We start from the raw sequence: 21,847 nt of genomic DNA, 5'->3' as shown, positions 1-21,847 counted from the left end.
CAGAAGTGTCGACAACACAGCCGAAGCGCCAGCATCCGTCAAGCGCTATCGCACCTCGATTCGGGCTGAATTTTTACAGTTTCGGCGGCGCATGATCCCCAAAAAATCGAAATCGATTTTCGGAAAGGATGATGCGCAAATTAAAGTGCTACAGCGTCCTTTGCGTGTCCGAAGACGCGCGGCGCTGTAGACGCAAGCTTTGAAAAACAGCGCAGCTCAGCTGGCCAGCCCGGCGACAAGCTGGCTGTAGGCGCTCTTCGCCACTGCAGTCAGCTGCGCGCGCGGCAGCGAGCCGACGACGGCGCAGCCATAGCCCTTGTCCAACCAGTAGATCGCCTCGGGGCCGTCTTCTTCCGATCCATAAGTGCCCTTGGTCTTCTCGGCCGATTCCGCTGTGACGAACAGCGAGATGCGCTCGCCCTTGGCGTCCTCATAAAGCAACATCGCGGCCTTGCTCTCGCCAGCGGGCAGCAGCCGACCGCCGACGAGCTGGAATCCTTGCGCCGCCAGATCCGGTGCGACCAGCTTCAGGCCGACCCTATTGGACAGCCAGGTCTGCAGATGATCCTTGTCGCTGGCGGGCACTTCCACCGCATGCCGTTGCTCGGCGGCATAGAGGACATGGGCTGCGATCGCCTGCTCGGCGAGTTGGTCCTCTGCCGGGTCTTCCAGACCGAGATGGTCGATGCCGGCGACATAACCGCCGACACCGCCAATGGCCAGCATCGCCGCTGCGGCAGCCGCCCGCCACCAGCGCGAGCTCGATGGCGCCGTCTTGACCGGCGCCTCGCCGAACACGATATTTTGCAACCGCGCCGGCACCGGCTCGTCGAGCACGCCGGCGAAGGCGGCACGAAGTGCTGCGCGGTCGGCGACATAGCGGACGCTCCTCGCCTTCATTTCAGGATTGGCCTCGAGCCAGACGTCATAAGCCACGCGCTCGTCAACCGGCAGCTCGTCATCGAGGGCCATATGGATGTCGCGTTCGGAAAAGTCGCGCCGGGTCATTTCTCGACGATCCTTATCGCCCGGCGACGCGCGGCATCATCCAGCAACCCGCGCAATTCGTCACGCCCGCGCGCGATGCGCGACATCAGCGTGCCGGCCGGGACGCCGAGGATGTTGGCGGCCTCGGCATAGGAAAAGCCTTCGATGGCGACCATGACCAGTGCTGCGCGCCGATCGGGGCTGATCGCCTGCAACGCGTCGATGATCTCGCGCGAGGCGATGCTCTCCACCTGCTCAGCGGGTGCTGCCTGCGCCTCGCGCGCTTCCAGCGGCAGCATCGCTGCTTCGCCGCGCCGGTTCACCTTGCGCATCTGGTCGATGAACAAATGATGCATGATCGTAAACAGCCACCTCCTGGGGCTTTCTCCAGTCTGCCAATTGTCGAGCCGCACAAGCGCCCGTTCGAGACAGTCCTGAACGAGATCGTCGGCGGAATCGCGATCGCGCAGCAGCGAGCGCGCATAACGGCGCAGGCGTGGTATCTCGCCAAGGATTGCTGCCTTCTTTTCGTCCATGACCGCTGGTTCTGAGGTCGCCCTTGTTCATCCGATTGAACGCGCCTTCACAGCGCGGCGCAAGCGGCCAGCGCGAAGCGGTCCGCCGCCCCGGTCACCCAAGCAATGCAATAACGCTGGCGCGGACCGGTTTATTCCCGGTGGGATTGAGAGGCAAAGCAGAGTCCTCCCATCGCGGGCGATGCAACAAGGCCCCGATAACCCGCCGTGGCATACGCGGAAGGCGCAGCGATCTTGAATCGAGCCGCCGAGTTCCTTCGCACCCCTCTGGCGCGGCGAAATATCCCACGCCCAATTGGGACTCACAGTTGAACCGCCCGACCGGGCTCGCCAACGTCAGTCTTCCCATGCCTCGTCAGTAAATGCCTTCATGTCGAAGTTGGGATCGGATGGCCCCAACGCAGCATACTTGGCCTGTAGCACCGCAATTCTGTCGCGCAGGGGCTTGCGGGCGTGGTTACGCTCAAGTTCATGCAAAAGTGCAATCCGCACTGCTTCCGTTTTGCTTGCGGCGTTGATCTCGCGCTACAATTTTGTGGCCAGCGCACCCACTTCTTTGTCGCGAATATAGAGAGGCATTTTTGAATATCTCCTGCTGAACCTTCAACTATTCCATTTATTGGACATTCAAACAGATGATCCCCTCGCCGCTCTTGTCAGCAGCCGCTGATAGAACAGGCCGATGCCGATCAGCACCGCGCCGAGGCCGATGAAGGACAGCGCCCTCAGCACGCCTTCCAGTTCCGACATGTCGAAGAGGAACACCTTCAACACCGCGACCGAGATCAGGGCGGCCGACGCAACGCGCAGCACCTGCGACTTCAGCCAGACGCCGGCAGTTAGCAGCGCCACGCCAATGATCAGCCACAGCGCGGAATAGGTGTAGGTCTCGAGCTGGCCAAGGCCGCTCCACAGGCCGATGAACTCGCCCTTGAACAGCCGCCGCACCGATAGCGTCGCATAGACGAAGGCGAGCAGCGCCGCCATCAGCGCCAGCATCGCGGCATACCATTTCGGCCGCTTGTCACGGGCGTAGAGCGCGAGCCCGCCGGCAGCGATGGCCGGCAAGAGATAGGCGAGGAACAGCAGGTTGAACACCGGGATCCGACCGGTTGATTCGTCGGTAAACAGCGGGTTCAGCGCCACAAAATGCTGGATGACGATGAAGGCGACCGAGACGACGCCCGCGGCAAGCGAACCATAGCGCAGCACCAAGCTTGGCGAGCGCATGTCGATGGCGACCAGGATGGCGCCGGCGCCGATGGCGATCAGCGTGTAGATCGCCTGCTCGGCGAGCGTCGCAGCACCCGTGTCGATGACGCCGCCATGCATGGCATGGCGCACCAATATGGCAACCGTGAGCACTGCAAACAGTGCTGCGCCCGCTTCCATGGCGAGGCGTGGCCGGCCATTTGTGGTGCGGGCGAATTGCCAGGCGGCAAAGCCGAAGGCAAGCGCCGGCACGCCGTAGCCCAGCAGCAGCCAGTTGAACACCGGCGTCCTCGACAGGAATTCAGCGCCGACGATTGTCGGATCGAAGGCGATGCGGCCGAGCACCGCGATGACCGCAGCGACCGAAATCCAGCCGAGCACCGGATAGGCGCGCCAGCGGGTGGCCAGCGCCGGCACGATGGCCGCGGCACCCAGAAGCATGGTCGTCCAGCCGGACCCAAAGGCCATATAGAGCATCAGCAAGGCAGCGACTGCTGCCCCGCCAAGCGCGAACGAGATGGCCGCACCGCCCTGCAGCGGCGGCTGTTCACCGCGCGCAATCCACTCGCCGCCGGTGGCGAAGACCACCACCAGAAGGGCTGCAACCGCCGCGTAGACAAGATCGCGGTCGAGATTGCCGAAGGTGAACCAGAGCGCCAACAGAATGACCAGCGGTGCGACAACGCCCCATGCCGCCCATGAGGCGGCACGGATGTGAGCCGATGAAGCAAATTTGCGCGCTGCCCAGAAGCCGGCTGCGATGAACACAAGTCCGAGAAAGATGCCGATCCTGAGCACCAGCGTATCGGCAACTGCCGCCGGCAGGCCATCGACGCCGAGAGCGCCACCTGAAAAGTCTGAAACGACGGAGGTTGGCGGAATGATGCCGAGATAGACCAGAACCGTCGCCAGCCCTGCGGCGTGCAGAAGCGCCAGCGCCAGCGGTCGGTAGAGCGCTACCGCGACCAGGGCTGCGATAAGGGCTGCTCCCGGCAGAGCATCGCCGGCAGCGTATGCGGGGTCGACGAACAGCGCCATCGCCGAAAGGCCGACGAAGAAGCCAGGCGCGACCGATGGCCAGTCGAAGCCACTGGCGGGTCCTGCTTCGCCACCGCGACGGCCGAGCCAGACGAGGGCGAGCACGGCCAGGGTCACCGCGTTGATAAAGAGGACGACAGGCAGGTTGGTGCCCGACGCGTCGGTCATGTAAAGAATGGTCCACAGGCCGGTGCCGACGAACGCTGCCGCCATCAGCAATTTCCAGTCGCGCAGGCGGGCGATCACGCCGGTAGCGGCGAGCACAATCGCCAAATAGCCGAACAGCGCCCAAGGATTCGGCGCCTGCGAGGCGACCAGCATGGGCGTCACCACTGCGCCGAGCAGGCCGACGCCGGCCAGTGCCTGGCCATGGACGAGGGCTGCTGCGATCGTCGCCACACCGATGGCGCCGAGCAGCGTGAAGGCGAGCGCCGGCCCGATGAAGCCGTAGACGCCATGCGCGGCATAAACCGTGCCGAACAGGATGAAAGCACCGGCCGCCGTCAGGATCGCCGGAATATAGGCGCCGGCGACTCCCTGCACCGGCACCTTGAAGCCGGTACGGCGGATGAACTCGCCGACGGCGACCAGCACCAGCCCGAGCATTGCTGCCATGCTCAGCCGCACGCCGGGACCGAAAATGCCGGCCTCGATGGTGTAGCGGATCAGAAACAGCCCGCCCAGCGCCAGCGCGATGCCGCCGACCCAGACCGCCCAGCGGGTGCCGAGCGCCGTTTCGATATCGGGTTTTTGGGCCGGTTTCGCCGTCGCGGCCACCGGTTGCGCAGGTGCAGGCCCAGCCGGCGCCGCTTCACCCGCAGCCCACGGTCCGGATGCAGCCTCCCCGGCTTCAACCTGCGTGGGCGGCTTTTCCTCAGCAGCAGCTTCGCCCGCCGATGGCGGGGCAATGTCGGTCACGGCCGCAATTGCCGCGTCTGCCGGCATGCTGTCGTTTGCGGCCTGTTCTACCGGCTTGGCCTGCGGCGGGGCCACATGGACGCCCGAAAGCACGAGGCTGCGCAGCGCACCGAGTTCGCGCTCGATCAGGCCGATGCGGCTCTGCTGGCGCGAGATAATGACGAACAGCGCGATGATCGCGACGAGGCCGATCAGGCTTTCGAACATGGCGGTTCCCCCAAACCAAGCCAGTAGTGACCGACAAATACGGCGGCCAGACGGCCAGCCGAGTCAGCCCTCCGCCAGATTGGCGGCCGGAAAGATCGAGCACGTTTCGGTGCCGAAAGCCAGCGGCGGCGCCTTGTATTTGCTGTCAATAATGCGCTGGAGCAATTCCAGGCCGGTATATTCAGCCGATGTCGGCGTGTGGAATGGTGCCGAGGCCGGGCGGCGAAACCCGGCCGGGATAGAGTTCCACGTCGCTCATGTAACGGTCTCTCCCCCGATCACCTTGTGCAGCGCATGGTGCTTGCGTAGGGCGGCGAGGAAGCCGGTGCGGGCGCCGGGCGCCTCGATACCGCGCGGCTCGTAGACATGGCGGGAAAAAAAGAAGCCGGTCAGCCGGAAGGCGTCCTCGATCGCCGCCGGATCGGCGCGCAGCCCGGAGCCGCGCTGCAGGAAGGCGGGGAGCACCAGCATCTTGTCGCGCCATGGCGCGCCTGCGGCGCGCGACACGGCGCGCCCGGACTTCGGTGAGACATAGGCAAGGTCCTGCCTGGCGCCGGTCGCGGCACACTGGCTGAGATCGAGGCCAAAGCCGAGTTCGTCGAGAATCAGCAATTCGAAGCGCGCCACCAGCTCGCCGGCGGCGTCCGCATCGTCGAGATGGGCGATCATCACTGCCAGCGTCTCGTAGAGGCCGTCATGCGCGTCGCGCTCGGGCAGCAGGCGCAGATGCGCCGCCATGGTCTGCAGCCCATAGATGGCGACGGCGCTGTCCATCAGCCGGGCGGCGTTCATCTCGATCGCCTCGGCCTGGAAGGTGCCAAGATGTTCGTCGAGCCGCGCCCGCCACAACAGGTCGACGCGGTTGCCGGGCTGCAGAACCGGCTGCTGCTTGCGCGAGCGGCCGCCGCGCACAAGGCCGAGGTGGCGGCCATGCGCACGCGTCATGACCTCAAGAATGGCGCTGGTTTCGCCATGCTTGCGGGTGCCGAGAATAATTCCCTCGTCGCGCCATTCCATGAACGCAGCTTGTCACCGCTTCGGTGGCGAAATCAAGTTTTTCAGGCGCTGTGTCGGTGCCCTCCGCGGCGGTCCGCGCGGAGGTGATCGGCAAGCACTTCATCGATGACGCGTCGCGACTTTTCAACCTCGACTGGATTGATGTCTATATGGCCGGCGACCGTAATCAGCGCTTTCCATAGCGTCCAGCCACGGCCTCGCGCCCAGGTTGCCTCATCGGCCTGAAGGCCGGCGCGAAACACCTCTCGGCTTTTCCCTTCGAAGAGCGTCCACGCAATTGCCAAGTCGCACGAAGGATCGCCCACGCCCGAAGTTCCGAAGTCAATCACGGCGCTCAAAGCACCTTGCCTGACCAACAGGTTTCCCCAACTGACGTCGCCGTGGAACCAGACGGGCGCGCCGTGCCATGTCGCGGCAAGCGCTACTTCCCACACCGCGCTCGCGGCGCCTGTGTCGATCTTGCCGTCGAGGGCTGCAATTGCTTGCCGGGTTTCACCATCGTAGACGCTCAGTGGTCCGCCGCGAAAAAAATTGTGCTGCCCTGGCGCCGGTCCACCGGCGGGATCGACCCGTTGCAGGGCGACCAGGAATTGGGCCAGGCCGGCCGCGAACTGCGGCAGGCTGGCAATACGCTCCAGCGTCGCCGTCTCGCCTTCGATCCAGCGATAGACGGACCAATGCCAGGGATACTCATCGACCGGGGCTCCCATCGCCAGCGGGACAGGGACAGGCAGCGGCAGCAGAGGCGCAAGCCTTGGCAGCCAGCGATGTTCCTTTTCGACCTGCAAGGCATAGGCCGCCGCACTCGGCAGCCTCACCAACATATGGTCTCCGAGATGAAAGGTCCTGTTGTCCCATCCGCCTGACGCAACCGGCTGGACAGCAAGATCCTTCCATCGGGGAAATTGCGTGGCGACAAGCCGGCTCACGAGGGCTGTGTCGATAGTAACTTCTGGTTCGAGCATGATCTTTTCCGAAAACCGGCTCCCACTTTTCGGGAACATGCTCTAATGCGGAAAATCCAGCCCCATCTCGCGATAGCGCTCGGGGTCGTCGCCCCAGTTCTCGCGCACCTTGACGAACAGGAAAAGATGCACCTTCTGTTCGAGGATACCGGATATCTCCATGCGCGCCGCCTGGCCGATGGCACGGATCGTCTCGCCCTTGTGGCCGAGCACGATCTTCTTCTGGCTGTCGCGCTCGACATAGATGGTCTGGTCGATGCGCACCGAGCCGTCCTTCTTCTCTTCCCATTTCTCGGTCTCGATATGGGAGGAATAGGGCAGTTCCTGATGCAGCCTGAGATAGAGCTTTTCGCGAGTGATCTCGGCCGCCAGCTGACGCATCGGCAAGTCGGAGATCTGGTCCTCCGGGTAGTACCAGGGGCCGGCAGGCAGGGTTTCCGAGAGATAGTCGAGCAGGTCCTTGCAGCCCGACCCGGTTAGCGCAGAGACCATGAAGGTGCGCTTGAAAGGCACTCTTTCATTCGCTGCCGCGGACAGGGCCAGCAGCGCCTCGGGCTTGACCCGGTCGACCTTGTTGAGGATCAGCACCATCGGCTGGCGGACATCCTTCAGCCGTTCGAGGATCGCGTCGGCGTCGCCCCTGATGCCGCGCTCGGCGTCGATCAGCAGCAGCACGATGTCGGCGTCCTTGGCGCCGCCCCAGGCGGTCGTCACCATCGCCGTGTCCAACCGCCGCTTCGGCTTGAAGATGCCCGGCGTGTCGACGAAGACGATCTGTGCGTTATTATGGATGGCGATGCCGCGCACGATGGCGCGCGTCGTCTGCACCTTGTGGGTGACGATCGACACCTTGGCGCCGACCAGTTGGTTGACCAGCGTCGATTTTCCCGCATTGGGCGCGCCGATCAGTGCAACAAAGCCAGAGTGCGTGGTGGCGGCTTCTGTTGCCGGCGGGACGTCTTCGGTGGCGGTCATGCCGCGCTCCCCTTGTTCAGCCAGACGCCTTCGCGCAACAACAGCGCAGTCGCGGCGGTTTGCTCGGCCTCGCGCTTGGAGCGCCCGCTGCCGGTCGCCGGCGGATAGGCGCCGACCTTGACGGTGACGGTGAACAGCGGATCGTGGTCCGGTCCCTCGCGACTGTCAATTATGTAGACCGGCACGGCGCCTGCCGCCTGATGCGCCCATTCCTGCAACTCGGTCTTGGCATCGCGGCGGGCGGCGCCGGTGGCCTGCGAGCGCGGCCGCCAGTATTTGTGGATGAAGGCGCGGGCCGCCTCCAGCCCGCCGTCGAGATAGAGCACGGCGATCAGCGATTCCAGCGCATCAGCCCGCAGATTGACGCGCTTGCGCCCGTCCAGGCCGCGTACGTCCGAGCCGGCACGGATCAACTCCGGCAGGCCGATCTCCTCGGCGATCTCGGCCAGCACCTCGGCATTGACCAGCGCGTTGAGCCGGAGCGACAGCTCACCTTCGGCCGCGTCCGGATACGCCGCCAGCAGCATGTCGGCGACGACCAGGCCGAGGACGCGGTCGCCCAGGAATTCGAAACGCTCATAGTCGATGCCGGCATGGCTGCTGCGGGCGCTGGCATGGGTCAGCGCGCGCTGCAAGCGCTGTCGATCGGCAAAGGCGTGGCCGGTGCGCTCCATGAGCGCTTCGGCGAGCGCGTCGACGGTCAGCCGTTTTGTCGCCACCATGACCTATTTGACGAATTGGAGCAGGCGCGACGCGCGCATCTGCGACGGCCATTTCCAGATTTCGAGCGGGCTGGCGCTGCCACCGATCGAGAAGAAGATGACGTTGGCGCGACCGACCAGGTTCTCGTCGGGCACGAAACCGACGGTGAAGCGGCTGTCTGAGGAATTGTCCCTGTTGTCGCCCATCATGAAATAGTGGCCGGGCGGCACGTCGAATTCCTGGGTGTTGTCACCGATCGAGTTGGGTATCAGGTCGAGCGTGTCATAGCTGACGCCATTCGGCAACGTCTCGCGATAGACGTCGACCGGCCCGCTCTCCTCGGTGATGTCGCGATTGTCGATCTGCCCGACCTTCTGGCGCTGCACGCCGGCGCCATTGATGAAGAGCTGGCCATCCTTGACCTGAATCTTGTCGCCCGGCAGGCCGACGACGCGCTTGATGTAGTCGACGGAGGGGTCCGGCGGGAACTTGAACACCGCCACGTCGCCGCGCTTCGGCTCGGCGCCCCAGATGCGGCCCGAAAACAGGTCCGGCCCGAACGGCAGCGAATAGCGCGAGAAGCCATAGGACCATTTGGTGACGAAGAGGTAGTCGCCTTCGAGCAAGGTCGGCCGCATCGACCCGGACGGGATAGAGAATGGCTGGAAAAGAAGCGTGCGGATGACCAGAGCGAGCAACAGCGCCTGGACGATGACGCTGACGGTTTCGCCAAGCCCGCCGGATTTCTTCTGGGATTTTTCAGCCACGCTCATGTCGTCCTCGATTATGCGTTGGTTGGTATAGAGTCTCGGCGCGCGCTGGGCAACGTCATGCCGGTGGTCAGATGCGATCAATATGGCGCTTATTCGACGGGCATCGCCTCGATTATCACAAAGGCTTGAGCAAGCGGAAAATCATCGGTGATGGTGAGGTGGATCGCCGCTCTGTGCCCTTCAGGCAGGATCTTGTCCAACTGCGCCGCCGCCCCGCCGGTCAACGCCATGGTCGGCTTGCCGCTGGCCAGATTGATGACGCCCATGTCGCGCCAGAACACCCCTTGCGCCATACCGGTGCCCAGCGCCTTGGCGCAGGCCTCCTTGGCAGCAAAACGCTTGGCATAAGAGGCGGCGCGAGCGCCGCGGTTTTCGGAGCGGGCCTGTTCGACTTCGGTGTAGATGCGCTGGATGAAGCGCTGGCCATGGCGCTGCAGCGATTTTTCGATGCGTCTGATATCGATCAGGTCGCTGCCGATGCCAATGATCATTGGGCGGGAACTTCCCGTCCGGCTATTCCAGCTCTGTTCGTCAGGCGCATGGAGCGCGAGAAAGAGCGGCGTGGCCACACATGGAGACGCACCCGCTCGAGAAGACCATCAGGCTTGCGGCGTCGAAAAAGCACTCTGTCCCTGTCCTGATCCAATACGCCGGCCCCGGCCACCCGGTAGCGGGTCTTCAAGTACGCCGGAAGGCAATCAAGGCTTCGATATAGCGACACCCAGGCCCCAAGACAACGAATCGCTGCCGCGATGGTCTGCCACAGGAGGTAACCAAATGCGACGGGTTCGCCTTACCCCGAAGCAGCAAGCTGCATGGATGTCAGCTTGCGAGCAGCCAAGCTTCAGCCGCACTCCTATAGTGCACGGCCGGCGTTGCCGGTCTCGAAAACCCAGCCGTCGGGGTAATCTTGAACAAAGCCAGCCTCGGGAATGAGCAGCGTAGCACGGTAACGCACTGTGGGAGCCTCGTAGATGTACTCGGTCTCACTCACACGATGGTAGGTTTGCGGCAGAACAACCAAATTCGACGCGCCGGCAACCAGCCAGGCCACCGGAAAATCCGCCTTGTCGCCGACCTTCAGGTTCATTCTGCGAATTTGTTGCAGGTTCGTCGCCGGCGTAAAGCTGTAGTCCAGATCCACCATCGACCGAACCGCCGGCTGCCGCTGCCCATTGACAGTCCAGCCGGTCTCGTTGCGGATGCCGGTCTCGGTGCGGATTATTGTGAGATCAACTGACTGGGAACCGATGAACCCGCGAACGCTGCCGGATTTGGTCGTCCAATCTTCGGCCAGTTGCACAGTGTAGTCCAAGCGTGCCGGGCCCGCATCCGACAGGTATACAGCGGCTCCATTCAAGTGCCAGCCGAGGTCTGTCTGGGTTAGCTGCACGACATCGTGCCCTGGTTCGTCCGTCCTGCGCCAGATAGCGAGTAGAGACATCTCTCACCTCTCGATGCGTTGTTCATCACCACGATCATTTTTTCGGCTGGGGTCGGATACGAGTTGTTGAAGGCTGCTCCCCAAAATGACCAGGCTCACTCCGAGCAAGGCGACATCCTTGATCAGAAAGGCACCTAACCCGTTGAGGAAAGGAAACCCTCCGGATCCCGTTTCCCAGATCGGCAGGGTGAGCATTGTCGAGGATGTCAGCGCAAAGATGACTGAACCGATGGCACCCCCCACGAGGCCAGCCCAGACGCTACGGACAGATGCTATCAGCAGAAGCGCTGTGGCCAGTTCGACCACGCCCAGGAAGTAGGAGGCTCCCGCAAACCCGAATGCGGGATAGAGCCATGCCAGCCAAGGCGTATTCTCGACGAATGGCCTGAGCGCCTCGATCTCGATTGCAGTAAATTTCAAAATGCCGATCAACAGCAAAGGGAGCACCACCCCCAAAAGGGTTACCGCGCGACCGACGGCAGCAAGGCGGTAGCCAGCTTGATTGATGCGCGCCACGAACGGAGCGTTGGCGGTTGCAGAGGTAAACATGGCCTTCTCCTTTCGATTTGTATGCTCCAAGCATATAATAATTCGACCTTGATGTATATGCTCCGAGCATATATTTTTTGGCGATGATCGATTCCAGCATTGAAAATGTGATTGGTGCTCTAGCGCTCGCCTTTGCGGACATTTTGCAGCGGGACGCTCAGGCCAAAGCACCGGAGCCCGGCCCGGCGGCTTCCGCGATCACCCTCATTGGCCACGTACCGGGCCTGTCGATCGAGAGGCTGCGCCGCGCATTGTCACTGTCCCATTCGGGCACCGTCAGACTGGTCGATCGACTGGTCGCGGAGGGATTGGCGGCTCGGTTCTCGGCGCCTGACGACCATCGCGCGGTAGCGCTAAGGCTCACTCCTCTGGGCGAGACGACCTGCAGTGCTATTCTTTCCGCTCGCCAGAAAGGGCTCGCGTCAGCGCTCGCTGTTCTAAGTCAGGAGGAGCTGCAGGAATTCGGTAACCTTGCCGCCAAGCTGTTGCGTGGGCTCGTCAGCACCGAGGACCATGCATATCGTATTTGCCGGCTCTGCAACTATACCGCTTGCATCGACTGCCCTGTGGAAGCGGAACTGGCCTGAGCTGTGGCTTTGGGCGACATGCCTTAAATGTTGCGGCTGCCCGGCTTGACTGGCGGTATGGCGGCAAGCTCGGGCGGCAGCCTGTCGGCCGGGTAGGCCGGAACTTCATATTCGGCGAGCGCGATCAGCGGCACGCCGACATCGGTCTTGCCGGCCGAGCGGTCTATGATGCAGGCAGCGGCAACCACCTCGGCGCCAAGCGCGCGCAGGCAGTCGATGGTCTCGCGGATCGACAGGCCGGTGGTGACGATGTCCTCGACGATGACGACGCGCGATCCGCTGGCGATCTCGAAGCGGCGGAGCCTGAACTCGCCCCCTTCCCGCTCGACCCAGATCGCCGGTGCGCCAAGATGGCGCGAGGTCTCGTAGGCCGGGATCAGCCCGCCGATCGCCGGGCCGACGACGTAATCGATCCTGCCGGACACAGCAGCGCGGATTTTTTCGGCCAGCGCCTTGCACAGGCGCTCGGTTTTGTCGGCATGCATGAAGACCCGCGCCTTCTGCAGGAAGACCGGACTACGCAAGCCCGAAGTCAGGATGAAGTGCCCCTCGAGAACGGCACCGGCTTCACGGAAGACGCCCAGCACTTCGTCGGTGTTCATTGTTCGCTCCGTGTGGATGGTGGTGAATGGTGAATAGTGAGTAGTCAGTAGTGGGCGGTCGGCAGTGAGAGCACCTTTATTTCACTATTCACTATTCACTATTCACTATTCACTATTCACTATTCACTATTCACTATTCACTACTCACTACTCACTACTCACTACTCTCGCCATTCACCCATTCACCCGCCGTGCGTCGCTGACGCTCGAATTGTCCTTGAGCTGCGACAGCAGCCGGTTCAGGTGCTTCAGGTCCCAGACTTCGAGATCGATCAGCATTTCGGTGAAATCAGGCGCGGTGCGCACCATCGACAATGTATGGATGTTGGCATCGTTGGATGCAACGACCTGCGCAATGTCGGCCAGTGAGCCCGGCGCGTTGATGGCGGTGACCGAGACGCGCGCCGGAAACCGCTCCTTGGTGCGCTCGTCTATGTCCCAGCGCACGTCGATCCAGCGTTCTGGCTGGTCGTCGAAGGCCTGCAGCGCCGGCGACTGGATCGGATAGATGGTGATGCCGGTCCCCGGCTGCACGATGCCGACGATGCGGTCGCCGGGCACAGCACCTTCCGGCGCGAAGCGCACCGGCAGGTCGCCGCGCACGCCGCGGATCGGCACGGCGCCGTCCCTTGGCTGGTCCTTGTCCTTTCGTGCGGCGCGGCCCGGAATCTGGAACAGCATGCCGGCGGCGTTGCGGATCTTCGACCAGCCCTCTTCGCGCTGCTTGGGCGCCGCCAGCGTGATGCGCTCGTCCTTGTAGTCGGGAAACACCGCCTTGATGACATCGGTGGAGGCAAGTTCGCCGCGGCCGACAGAGGCCAGCACATCCTCGATGTCCTTGCGTGCCAGCCGATGCAGCACCGATTTCAAGCTTTCCTTGGTAAAAATTTTGCCTGACCGTTCGAAAGCGCGTTCCAGTATGCGGATGCCGAGACCCGAATACTGCTTGCGGATGGCATTCTTGGTGGCGCGGCGGATCGCCGAGCGCGCCTTGCCGGTGACGACGACCGATTCCCACGCCGCCGGCGGAACCTGCGCCTTGGAGCGGATGATCTCGACCTCGTCGCCATTCTTAAGCTCGGTCATCAGCGGCATGATGCGGCCGTTGACCTTGGCCCCGACGCAGGTATCACCGACATCGGTGTGCACCGCATAGGCGAAGTCGATCGGCGTGGCGCCGCGCGGCAGCGCGATCAGCATTCCCTTGGGCGTGAAGCAGAACACCTGGTCCTGGAACAGCTCGAGCTTGGTGTTTTCGAGGAAGTCCTCGGGATTGTCGCCTTCGGCTAGCTGCTCGATGGTGCGCCGCAGCCAGGCATAGGCGTTGGTCTCCTTCGAGATCGCGTGGGCGGTGCCGTTCACCTTGCCGCCGCTGTCCTTGTAGATCGAATGCGCGGCAACGCCATATTCGGCGATCTTGTTCATCTGATAGGTGCGGATCTGCAGCTCGACGCGCTGCCGCGACGGTCCGACGATGGTGGTGTGGATCGAACGGTAGTCGTTCTGCTTCGGCGTCGAGATGTAGTCCTTGAAGCGGCCGGGCACCATCGACCACGTGGTGTGGATGGCGCCGAGCGCCCGGTAGCAGTCCTCGACGGTATCGACGACGACGCGAAAGCCGAAAATGTCGGACAGCTGCTCGAAGGACAGCGCCTTGGCCTCCATCTTGCGGAACACCGACCACGGCTTCTTCTGGCGGCTCTTGACCTCGGCCTTGATCGCATATTTGTCGAACAGCGTGGACAGCGCCTTCTCGATCTCGGACAGCACATCCTTGTTGCGCTCGAAGATTTCGGCGAGCCGCGCGGTGACGGCGCGGTAGGCTTCGGGATTGATGAAGCGAAAGGCGATCTCCTCGAGTTCCTCGCGCATGCCTTGCATGCCCATGCGCCCGGCCAGCGGCGCATAGATATCCATCGTTTCCTCGGCGATACGCAGACGTTTGGCTTCGGGCACATGGTCGAGCGTGCGCATGTTGTGCAAGCGGTCAGCAAGCTTGACCAGAAGCACGCGAACGTCTTCCGATATCGCCAGCAACAGCTTGCGCAGGTTTTCCGCCTGCTCGGCCTTCTTGGAGACGAGGTCGAGTTTCTTCAGCTTGGTCAGGCCTTCGACCAGCTTGCCCATTTCCGGACCGAACAGCTCGTCGATCTCGGCCCTGGTCGCCGTTGTGTCCTCGATCGTGTCGTGCAGCAAGGCAACCGCGATGGTCGCCTCATCCATGTGCATTTCGGTGAGGATGGCGGCGACTTCGAGCGGATGCGAGAAATAAGGATCGCCGGAGGCGCGCTTCTGGTGACCATGCTTCTGCATGGCGTAGACATAGGCCTTGTTAAGCAGCGCCTCGTTGACGTCAGGCTTGTAGCGCTGGACGCGCTCGACAAGCTCATACTGACGCATCATGGGCGGGATCTCGCAGTGCTGAAATGAATCATGCGCCGCACTGGCGTACGGCGCATGTCATAGATAACCACGAAACCGCCGGCGCGAAAGTGTCGGCGGCCGGTGGGAAGATTAATAATCGTCGCTTTTTTCCGGCGGCACCAGACCTTCGATGCCGGCCAGGAGGTCTTCCTCGGTCATGCGGTCGAAGGTGATGTTGTCCTCGGTGTCGTCGGCGTCGGTTGCCGCAGCGGCGGTACCGGTCTGGTCGGCGATCGCCTCGCCGTCGGCTTCCGGCTCGTCGACCTCGACATGCTTCTGCAGCGAGTGGATCAGGTCTTCCTTGAGGTCGTCGGGCGACAATGTCTCCTCGGCGATCTCGCGCAGCGCGATGACCGGATTCTTGTCGTTGTCACGAGGAACGGTGATCTGCGCGCCCTGGCTGATCTGACGGGCGCGGTGGCCGGCCAGAAGCACAAGCTCGAAGCGGTTGTTGACCTTGTCGATGCAATCTTCAACGGTTACGCGGGCCATGAGCTGCCCCTTTCATGCCTGGATTTGATGGAAAACAGGCGCGGTCCATAACCCGAACGCTGCCAAAATACAAGCTTCTTGGCAATGCCGGACAATGCCGGGCCTGGGGGGCTGGGCCTGGGGTCTGGCCAAGGCCAGTCTGGGCGCGCGCCGCCTGCGACATGCGGCACCGATCACAATTGCTTGCTATGCAGCATCATACCCTTGGATTGCCGTAAAACCGGCGTTATCTCGAATGACGAAGGTCAGCCGGTTATTTCAAGCCGACCGATAGTCACGCGCATTTAGACGACCGCTTATTTTCGAAAAGGAATATTTCCATGTTCGACCCTCGTGAAAAAATCGCTCTTTTCATCGACGGTGCCAATCTTTACGCCACCTCGCGTGCGCTCGGCTTCGACATCGACTACCGCAGGCTTTTGTCGAACTTCCAGAAGCGCGGCTACCTGCTGCGTGCCTACTACTACACCGCGCTGGTCGAGGATCAGGAATATTCCTCGATCCGGCCGCTGATCGATTGGCTCGACTATAACGGCTTCAAGGTGGTGACCAAGCCGGCCAAGGAGTTCACCGACTCGACCGGCCGCCGCAAGATCAAGGGCAATATGGACATCGAGCTGACCGTCGATGCGCTGGAACTCGCCGATGTCGTCGACCACTATGTCATCTTTTCCGGCGACGGCGATTTCCGCACGCTGGTCGAGGCGCTGCAGCGGCGCGGGCGCAAGGTCTCGATCGTCTCGACCATGGCTTCGCAGCCGCCGATGATTTCCGACGATCTGCGCCGCCAGGCCGATCATTTCATCGACCTGATTACCTTGAAGAGCGATATCGGCCGCGATCCGTCCGAGCGGCCGGTGCGCCGGCCCGAACCGGCCGAAGTCGACGAGGACGAGTATTGACGGCGGCGGTCTTGACCGCTCCCCTGGTCGCGTCCTCCGAGCCCGACCGCGATTGCCCGCTCTGCCCGCGGCTGCATGATTTTATCGCGCAATGGCGTCAGCGCGAGCCGTCCTGGTTCAATGCACCGGTGCCGACCTTCCTGCCCCCCGAGGGCGAGGATGCGGTGCGGCTGCTGATCGTCGGACTGGCGCCGGGCCTGCGCGGCGCAAACCGCACCGGACGCCCCTTCACCGGCGATTTTGCCGGCGACCTGCTCTACAACACGCTGATCGCACACGGCTTTGCGCGCGGCCAATTCAAGGCGCGGCCCGATGACGGGCTGGAGCTTGTCGGCACGGCGATCACCAATGCAGTTCGCTGCGTGCCGCCGGACAACAAGCCGGCCGGCGCCGAGATCGCCACCTGCCGGACGTTCCTGGTGCCGACGATCGCGCGGTTCAAGAACCTGCGCGCCGTGCTGGCGCTGGGCTCGATCGCGCACCAGTCGACCGTGCGGGCGCTCGGCCAGCGTGTCGCCGCTTATCCGTTCAAGCATGGCGGGCAGCAGCAAACCAATGGCGTGACGCTGTTTTCCAGCTATCATTGCTCGCGCTACAACACCAACACCGGCGTGCTGACGGAAGCAATGTTCGTCAACGTCTTCAGGGAGATAGCGGCGTTTCTGGAGAGATAGATTCGGGCGGTGGCGCAAACAGCTCGGCCAATTTCTCCGGCCCGCCCTGAAGCACATTCAGATCGACGTCGCCGGTGATGCCGTCGACGCGACCGCTGTCGTGGTACTGCCAATAGATCCAGTCGTCATGACCTGGCTGCAGCGCCAGCGAACGAACCCAGCGCCGGCGGCCGACAATCTGGCCGGCATAGGCCCGTGCCGCGTCGTCGGTCACATAGAGGATCGCCGTCTTGCCGAAGGCTGCCTCGACAGGGCCGAGGAAAGCCGAGAGTTCAACGCTCAATTCTTCGGGCGATGGCCGCCGCGGGCAATTGCCGACGAATTCGATATCCACCACCGGCGGCAGCAGCGTTTGATCGCGCGGCACGACGGAGATGAAATTCTTCGCCTGATCGGCGCCAGGCCTGCAGAAGGTGAAGAAATGATAGGCGCCGACCACCAGACCAGCCGCACGCGCCTCGCGCAGATTGGCGGCGAAGGCATCGTCGACATGGTCGCCGCCTTCAGTTGCCTTGATGATGGCGAAGGCGACATCGTCGGCGGCAACACGCCGCCAGTCGATCTGTCGCTGATGATGCGAAACGTCGATGCCCCTGACCGGATATTTGCCGCGGTCCTGAGAAAACGGTCGGGAGTAAAAATAGCCGGCGGCCGTGACAAGGCACGCCAGGATCAGGCTGGCCGCACCCCTAAAGACAATCCGGTTCCTCATCCGGTTCTTCAAAAGAGTGGCTCCGGGCCTACCCACGCTCCTTCAGCAGCCGGCCCTTTTCGCGCGACCAGTCGCGCTGCTTTTCGGTCTCGCGCTTGTCGTGCAATTTCTTGCCACGGCCGACGGCGAGCAAAAGCTTCGCCCGGCCCTTTTCATTGAAATAGATTTTTAGCGGCACCAGCGTCATGCCTTCGCGATCGACGCTCTGCGACAGCTTGGCCATCTCGCGCTTGTTGAGCAGGAGTTTGCGGCGCCGGCGTGGCTCATGGTTGAAGCGGTTGGCCTGCAGATATTCCGGCAGATAGGAGTTGATCAGCCAAATCTCGCCGCCCTCGACCGAGGCGTAGCTGTCCTGGATGTTGGCCTGGCCCTGGCGCAGCGACTTCACCTCGGTGCCGGTCAGCACCAGGCCGGTCTCGATCGTGTCGAGCACCTCATAGGAAAACCGCGCCTTGCGGTTTTCCGCAACGGTCTTGTTGTTGGGATCGGCTTTTCTGACCTGGTTCATGACGTCTAGAGTCCGTTTCGAAACTCGCTCCTGCGAGTCAGATGATGGTGGCACCGAGAACCGGAGCGGAGCGTACATATAGTACGTGAGCACCGGAAGCGCAGGTGACGCCTTCAGTTGGCCGCAGGAGTAGAGTTTCCAAACGGGCTCGCTAGTTAATCAAGCCGGCGTGCTTCATGGCCGCATCGATCTTCTCGGCGGTCGACGGCTCGACCGTGACCAGCGGCGAACGCAGCACATTCTCGACCTTGCCGAGCTTCGACAGCGCATATTTCGCGCCGGACACGCCGGGTTCCAGGAAAATCGCCTTGTGCAGCGGCAGCAGGCGGTCCTGCAAGTCCAGCGCCTTGGCGTTGTCGCCGGAAAGCGTCGCCTCCTGGAATTCGGCGCACAGCCGCGGCGCGACGTTCGCCGTCACCGAGATGCAGCCGACGCCGCCATGGGCGTTGAAACCGAGCGCCGAGGCATCCTCGCCGGAAAGCTGGATGAAATCCTTGCCGCAGGTGGCGCGCTGCTCGGAAACCCGCTCGACCTTGCCGGTGGCGTCCTTGACGCCGACGATGTTCTTGAAGTCATGCACCAGCTGGCCCATCGTCTCGGGCATCATGTCGATCACCGAGCGCGGCGGAATGTTGTAGATGATGATCGGCAGGCTGGTCGCCTTGGCGACGGCAGCGAAATGCGCATAGAGGCCGCGCTGCGTCGGCCGGTTGTAGTAAGGCGTGACGACGAGTGCCGCGTCGGCGCCCGCCTTCTCGGCATATTGCACCAGGCCAACCGCCTCCTCGGTGTTGTTGGAGCCGGCGCCGGCGACGACCGGAACGCGGCCCTTTGCCACCTCGACGCACACTTTGACGACGTGGCGGTGCTCGTCATGCGACAGCGTCGGCGACTCGCCGGTGGTGCCGACCGGAACCACGCCGGTCGTGCCTTCAGCGATCTGCCAGGCGATGAAGGCGCGAAACGCTTTCTCGTCGAAACGGCCGCTCGTTTCGAACGGTGTCACGAGCGCGGTAAGCGAGCCTCTCAGCATGTCGTCCAACTCCTTGGGACTGGCGAACGAGCCCGAAAATCGGAGCCGATTCACGGAAAGATCATGCGCCAAATTTAAAGTGCTACAGCGTCCTTTGCGCGTCCGAGACGACGCGCGGCGCTGCAGGTGTTTTGTCGTGCGCGCCTTCTAGCCGAAAGCGAAGCGGCGCACCATAGTCTCGACATTGTTGCGCGGCAAGCATGACAAGAATGCCAGCAAGCGCAATTTTGAACGACTTCGATAGCCCCGTTTACAGGCTCTTCACCACCGCCAACTAGGCTTCAGTTGATCTGTGCCTGTTGGTGATTGTGCAAGACAGGAAATGATGAAGACGATGCCGACCCGGCAGCCTCATTTTTTCGCGCTGCTTGGCGCAATTCTCCTGTTGACGCCGACCCTTGTGGCCGCCGGCAAGGTCGATGCACAGGTCACGTCGACCATTCCGAAGCCAAACCTGCTGGATACCGGCCTGCAGGGTCCGGAATCCCCTCCCGCCAGCGTCGCCAGGCTGAAGAGCGGCCTCCATGCGCTGGCGGCAAACGACATCGCCGGTGCGCGCCAGGTGCGCGACGCCCTGCCGGTCAATTCGCTCGACCAGCACATCCTTGTCTGGGCGATCGCGTTCTATGGCGGCGACAAGGTGCCAAGCGGCGACATCGCCGATGCTGCGAAAATGCTGCCGAACTGGCCGGGCATGATCGCCTTGCGCAAGAACAGCGAGCGCGCGCTCTACCGCGAAAACCCCGCGCCTGAGATCGTGGTGCAGGCTTTCGGCGGCAGCCAGCCGCAAACAGCCGAGGGCGTGGTGATCCTCGCCCGCTCCTATGTCTCGCTCGGCAACGTCGAGGCGGCGCGCTCGGTGCTGTCGCCTTTCTGGCGCACCGAAAAACTGCAAGCCAGGGACGAGGCGGCGATCATCCAGGAATTCGGCAAGCTGATCCCCGCAGCCGACCACCGATTCCGCATGGAGCGCATGTTTTATGCCGACCGGGTCAATTCGGCGCTGCGCGTCGCCGGCCTTGCCGGCGCCCGGCAGCTGGCCGACGCCTGGGCTGCGGCGGACAAGGGCGACAAGAATGCGGGCGACAAGAACGCGGCCAGACTGCTGAAGGCGGTGCCCGCCGCGCAGCGTTCGGCCGGCTATCTCTTCGCCCAAGCCCAATATCTGCGCAAGCAGCAGAAGTTTTCCGACGCCGCCGCAATGGTGATGAAGGCGCCGAGCGACCGCAACGCTCTGATCGACCCGGATGCCTGGTGGGCCGAGCGCCGGGTGCTGTCGCGCGAACTGGTCGACCAGGGCGACATGAAGACCGCCTACAGGATAGTCGCCGCACACGCCGGCGAAACTGCTGCCAACGCGGCGGATGCGGAGTTTCATGCCGGCTGGTACGCGCTGCGCGGCCTCAACGATCCCGCCACCGCTGCCAAGCATTTTGAGCGGATCGCCGGTCTCGCCCAGGGGCCGATATCGCTGTCGCGCGCCTACTATTGGCTCGGCCGTGCCGCCGAAGCCGGCGGCCCCGGCAGCGCCAAGGATTATTTTAGCCGTGCCGCCGCGCACAGCACGACCTTCTACGGCCAGCTCGCCGGTGAGCGCGTCGGCCGGCAGGTCCTCAACATCGCCCATCCGCAGCCGAGCGCCACCGATCACCGGAATTTTTCCAGCCGCGAGGCGGTCAGCGCCATCAAGCGACTGCAGCAGGCGGGCTATCAGCGCTACGCCGACACGCTTTACCGCGACCTCGCCGGACAGTTGAGCAGTCCCGGAGAGCTGGCGCTGCTGGCCGCGATGGCGGAAAAGCAGGGCAATCACTTCCTGGCACTGAAAGTCGGCAAGATCGCCGGCGCGCGCGGCATCGATGTCGGGGCGCTTTCGCATCCGCTCGGCGTCATTCCCGAGACCGCCAATATTTCCGGCTCCGGCAAGGCGCTGGCCTATGCGATCGCCCGCCAGGAAAGCGAGTTCAACATCGGCGCCGTCTCCAGCGCCGGAGCGCGCGGGCTGCTGCAGCTGATGCCGGCGACCGCCAGGCAATTGGCTGACAAGGCCGGAATGACCTTCTCGCAGGCGCGGCTGACCACCGACGCCGGCTACAACGCGACCCTGGGCGCCGCCTTCCTCGGCGAGCAGCTCGGACGCTTCGACGGCTCCTATGTGCTGACCTTCGCCGGCTACAATGCCGGCCCCCGCCGCGCCGCCCAGTGGGTGGCCAGATATGGCGACCCGCGCGGCAAGGACATCGACGCCGTCGTCGACTGGATCGAGCGGATTCCCTATACGGAAACAAGAAGTTACGTCCAGCGCGTGATGGAGAATTACGAAGTCTACAAGATGCGCATTTCCGGCAAGTACGACATTGTCGGGGATTTGGTGAACGGGCGGAGTTGATCCGTTCGGGCGAAGGCTGGCTTGGCGAAGCACCCCCCTCTGCCCTGCCGGGCATCTCCCCCCTAGGGGGGAGATTGGCAGTTACACTGGCGGCGCCTTCCTTATCAGCGTTGGCGATTGGCGAAAGCAAAGGGACAGCCAATCTCCCCCTCGAGGGGGAGATGTCCGGCAGGACAGAGGGGGGCGCTGTCCCGCCGACAT

General features: G+C 63.1%; 22 protein-coding genes and 1 pseudogene. 4 read left to right on the top strand and 19 right to left on the bottom strand.

Annotation, left to right across the window (positions count from 1 at the left end; all coding sequences use genetic code 11):
- Nucleotides 1–216 precede the first annotated feature (216 nt).
- From BLT09_RS02790 to BLT09_RS02725, 13 genes and pseudogenes are all read right to left on the bottom strand, one after another.
- Entirely contained in the window at nt 217–1,008 is a 792-nt protein-coding gene (locus BLT09_RS02790) for an anti-sigma factor family protein (RefSeq protein WP_091590485.1), read from the bottom strand.
- Nucleotides 1,005–1,523 (bottom strand): sigma-70 family RNA polymerase sigma factor, encoded by a 519-nt coding sequence (locus tag BLT09_RS02785; RefSeq protein ID WP_027152718.1) that lies wholly within the window; start codon nt 1,521–1,523, stop codon nt 1,005–1,007. Before BLT09_RS02785 ends, BLT09_RS02790 begins: the two co-directional genes overlap by 4 nt.
- A 336-nt stretch (nt 1,524–1,859) precedes the next feature.
- Nucleotides 1,860–2,042: a type II toxin-antitoxin system VapB family antitoxin gene (locus BLT09_RS02780; protein WP_236473295.1), complete on the bottom strand. Its 183-nt coding sequence runs from the start codon at nt 2,040–2,042 to the stop codon at nt 1,860–1,862.
- Nucleotides 2,043–2,150: 108 nt separating this feature from the next.
- On the bottom strand, nt 2,151–4,898 hold the full coding sequence (locus BLT09_RS02775; RefSeq protein ID WP_091590483.1) for a DUF2339 domain-containing protein: 2,748 nt from the start codon (nt 4,896–4,898) through the stop codon (nt 2,151–2,153).
- A gap of 255 nt (nt 4,899–5,153) precedes the next feature.
- On the bottom strand, nt 5,154–5,915 hold the full coding sequence (gene recO, locus BLT09_RS02765; RefSeq protein WP_027152721.1) for a DNA repair protein RecO: 762 nt from the start codon (nt 5,913–5,915) through the stop codon (nt 5,154–5,156).
- Nucleotides 5,916–5,956: 41 nt separating this feature from the next.
- Nucleotides 5,957–6,880: an aminoglycoside phosphotransferase family protein gene (locus BLT09_RS02760; RefSeq protein WP_091590863.1), complete on the bottom strand. Its 924-nt coding sequence runs from the start codon at nt 6,878–6,880 to the stop codon at nt 5,957–5,959.
- A 42-nt stretch (nt 6,881–6,922) separates the two neighbouring features.
- A complete protein-coding gene (gene era, locus BLT09_RS02755; RefSeq protein WP_091590481.1) occupies nt 6,923–7,855 on the bottom strand; it encodes a GTPase Era in 933 nt (310 codons plus the stop codon).
- On the bottom strand, nt 7,852–8,577 hold the full coding sequence (gene rnc, locus BLT09_RS02750) for a ribonuclease III (protein ID WP_091590479.1): 726 nt from the start codon (nt 8,575–8,577) through the stop codon (nt 7,852–7,854). The genes era and rnc overlap by 4 nt, the downstream gene beginning before the upstream one ends.
- A gap of 3 nt (nt 8,578–8,580) precedes the next feature.
- Nucleotides 8,581–9,330 (bottom strand): signal peptidase I, encoded by a 750-nt coding sequence (lepB, locus tag BLT09_RS02745; RefSeq protein WP_091590861.1) that lies wholly within the window; start codon nt 9,328–9,330, stop codon nt 8,581–8,583.
- Between the two features lie 89 nt (nt 9,331–9,419).
- Nucleotides 9,420–9,821 carry a holo-ACP synthase gene (acpS, locus tag BLT09_RS02740; RefSeq protein ID WP_091590476.1) on the bottom strand — a complete coding sequence of 134 codons (402 nt, stop codon included), beginning with the start codon at nt 9,819–9,821 and terminating at the stop codon, nt 9,420–9,422.
- Nucleotides 9,822–9,865: 44 nt separating this feature from the next.
- Nucleotides 9,866–9,955, bottom strand: a pseudogene (locus BLT09_RS34795) (DUF2062 domain-containing protein); the annotation flags it as partial.
- Between the two features lie 231 nt (nt 9,956–10,186).
- Nucleotides 10,187–10,774, bottom strand: coding sequence for a putative glycolipid-binding domain-containing protein (locus BLT09_RS02730; protein ID WP_091590475.1), 588 nt, complete (start codon nt 10,772–10,774; stop codon nt 10,187–10,189).
- A 3-nt stretch (nt 10,775–10,777) separates the two neighbouring features.
- Nucleotides 10,778–11,323, bottom strand: coding sequence for a DUF417 family protein (locus tag BLT09_RS02725; protein ID WP_091590473.1), 546 nt, complete (start codon nt 11,321–11,323; stop codon nt 10,778–10,780).
- 83 nt (nt 11,324–11,406) lie between these two features.
- On the opposite strand from BLT09_RS02725, the gene BLT09_RS02720 reads away from it, so the two are divergent.
- The gene (locus tag BLT09_RS02720) at nt 11,407–11,910 is read left to right on the top strand and encodes a MarR family winged helix-turn-helix transcriptional regulator (protein WP_091590472.1); all 504 of its coding nucleotides are present in this window, start codon (nt 11,407–11,409) and stop codon (nt 11,908–11,910) included.
- A gap of 23 nt (nt 11,911–11,933) precedes the next feature.
- Here the strand turns inward: BLT09_RS02720 and pyrE are convergent, their stop codons facing one another.
- The 3 genes from pyrE to rpoZ all read right to left on the bottom strand — a co-directional run bounded on the left by pyrE (nt 11,934) and on the right by rpoZ (nt 15,428).
- Nucleotides 11,934–12,512 (bottom strand): orotate phosphoribosyltransferase, encoded by a 579-nt coding sequence (gene pyrE / locus BLT09_RS02715; protein ID WP_091590470.1) that lies wholly within the window; start codon nt 12,510–12,512, stop codon nt 11,934–11,936.
- A 174-nt stretch (nt 12,513–12,686) separates the two neighbouring features.
- Nucleotides 12,687–14,915 carry a RelA/SpoT family protein gene (locus BLT09_RS02710; protein WP_023800771.1) on the bottom strand — a complete coding sequence of 743 codons (2,229 nt, stop codon included), beginning with the start codon at nt 14,913–14,915 and terminating at the stop codon, nt 12,687–12,689.
- 111 nt (nt 14,916–15,026) lie between these two features.
- Nucleotides 15,027–15,428, bottom strand: a complete 402-nt coding sequence (gene rpoZ, locus BLT09_RS02705; RefSeq protein ID WP_023800772.1) for a DNA-directed RNA polymerase subunit omega — start codon at nt 15,426–15,428, stop codon at nt 15,027–15,029.
- 320 nt (nt 15,429–15,748) lie between these two features.
- Between rpoZ and BLT09_RS02700 the strand changes: the two genes are divergently transcribed.
- Both BLT09_RS02700 and BLT09_RS02695 read left to right on the top strand, forming a co-directional pair.
- Complete coding sequence (locus tag BLT09_RS02700) at nt 15,749–16,330, top strand: LabA-like NYN domain-containing protein (RefSeq protein WP_091590468.1); 582 nt, start codon at nt 15,749–15,751, stop codon at nt 16,328–16,330.
- Nucleotides 16,327–17,004 carry a uracil-DNA glycosylase gene (locus tag BLT09_RS02695; RefSeq protein WP_373420431.1) on the top strand — a complete coding sequence of 226 codons (678 nt, stop codon included), beginning with the start codon at nt 16,327–16,329 and terminating at the stop codon, nt 17,002–17,004. Before BLT09_RS02700 ends, BLT09_RS02695 begins: the two co-directional genes overlap by 4 nt.
- Here BLT09_RS02695 and BLT09_RS02690 read toward each other — a convergent pair.
- From BLT09_RS02690 to dapA, 3 genes are all read right to left on the bottom strand, one after another.
- The gene (locus BLT09_RS02690; RefSeq protein WP_091590467.1) at nt 16,973–17,716 is read right to left on the bottom strand and encodes a glycoside hydrolase family 25 protein; all 744 of its coding nucleotides are present in this window, start codon (nt 17,714–17,716) and stop codon (nt 16,973–16,975) included. The two genes, BLT09_RS02695 and BLT09_RS02690, sit on opposite strands and share 32 nt — an antisense overlap.
- Before the next feature lie 28 nt (nt 17,717–17,744).
- On the bottom strand, nt 17,745–18,224 hold the full coding sequence (gene smpB / locus BLT09_RS02685; protein WP_027152734.1) for an SsrA-binding protein SmpB: 480 nt from the start codon (nt 18,222–18,224) through the stop codon (nt 17,745–17,747).
- A gap of 151 nt (nt 18,225–18,375) precedes the next feature.
- Complete coding sequence (gene dapA / locus BLT09_RS02680; RefSeq protein ID WP_091590860.1) at nt 18,376–19,257, bottom strand: 4-hydroxy-tetrahydrodipicolinate synthase; 882 nt, start codon at nt 19,255–19,257, stop codon at nt 18,376–18,378.
- Nucleotides 19,258–19,591: 334 nt separating this feature from the next.
- Here dapA and BLT09_RS02675 point away from each other — a divergent pair, with 334 nt between their 5' ends.
- Nucleotides 19,592–21,646, top strand: a complete 2,055-nt coding sequence (locus BLT09_RS02675; protein ID WP_091590858.1) for a lytic transglycosylase domain-containing protein — start codon at nt 19,592–19,594, stop codon at nt 21,644–21,646.
- Nucleotides 21,647–21,847 lie beyond the last annotated feature (201 nt).

The organism is Mesorhizobium muleiense (genome assembly GCF_900099905.1).
In the GTDB taxonomy this organism is placed as follows: Bacteria; Pseudomonadota; Alphaproteobacteria; order Rhizobiales; family Rhizobiaceae; genus Mesorhizobium; species Mesorhizobium muleiense.
Note: the sequence above shows the minus strand (reverse complement) of the source record. Positions and strands in the feature narration are given on the sequence as shown.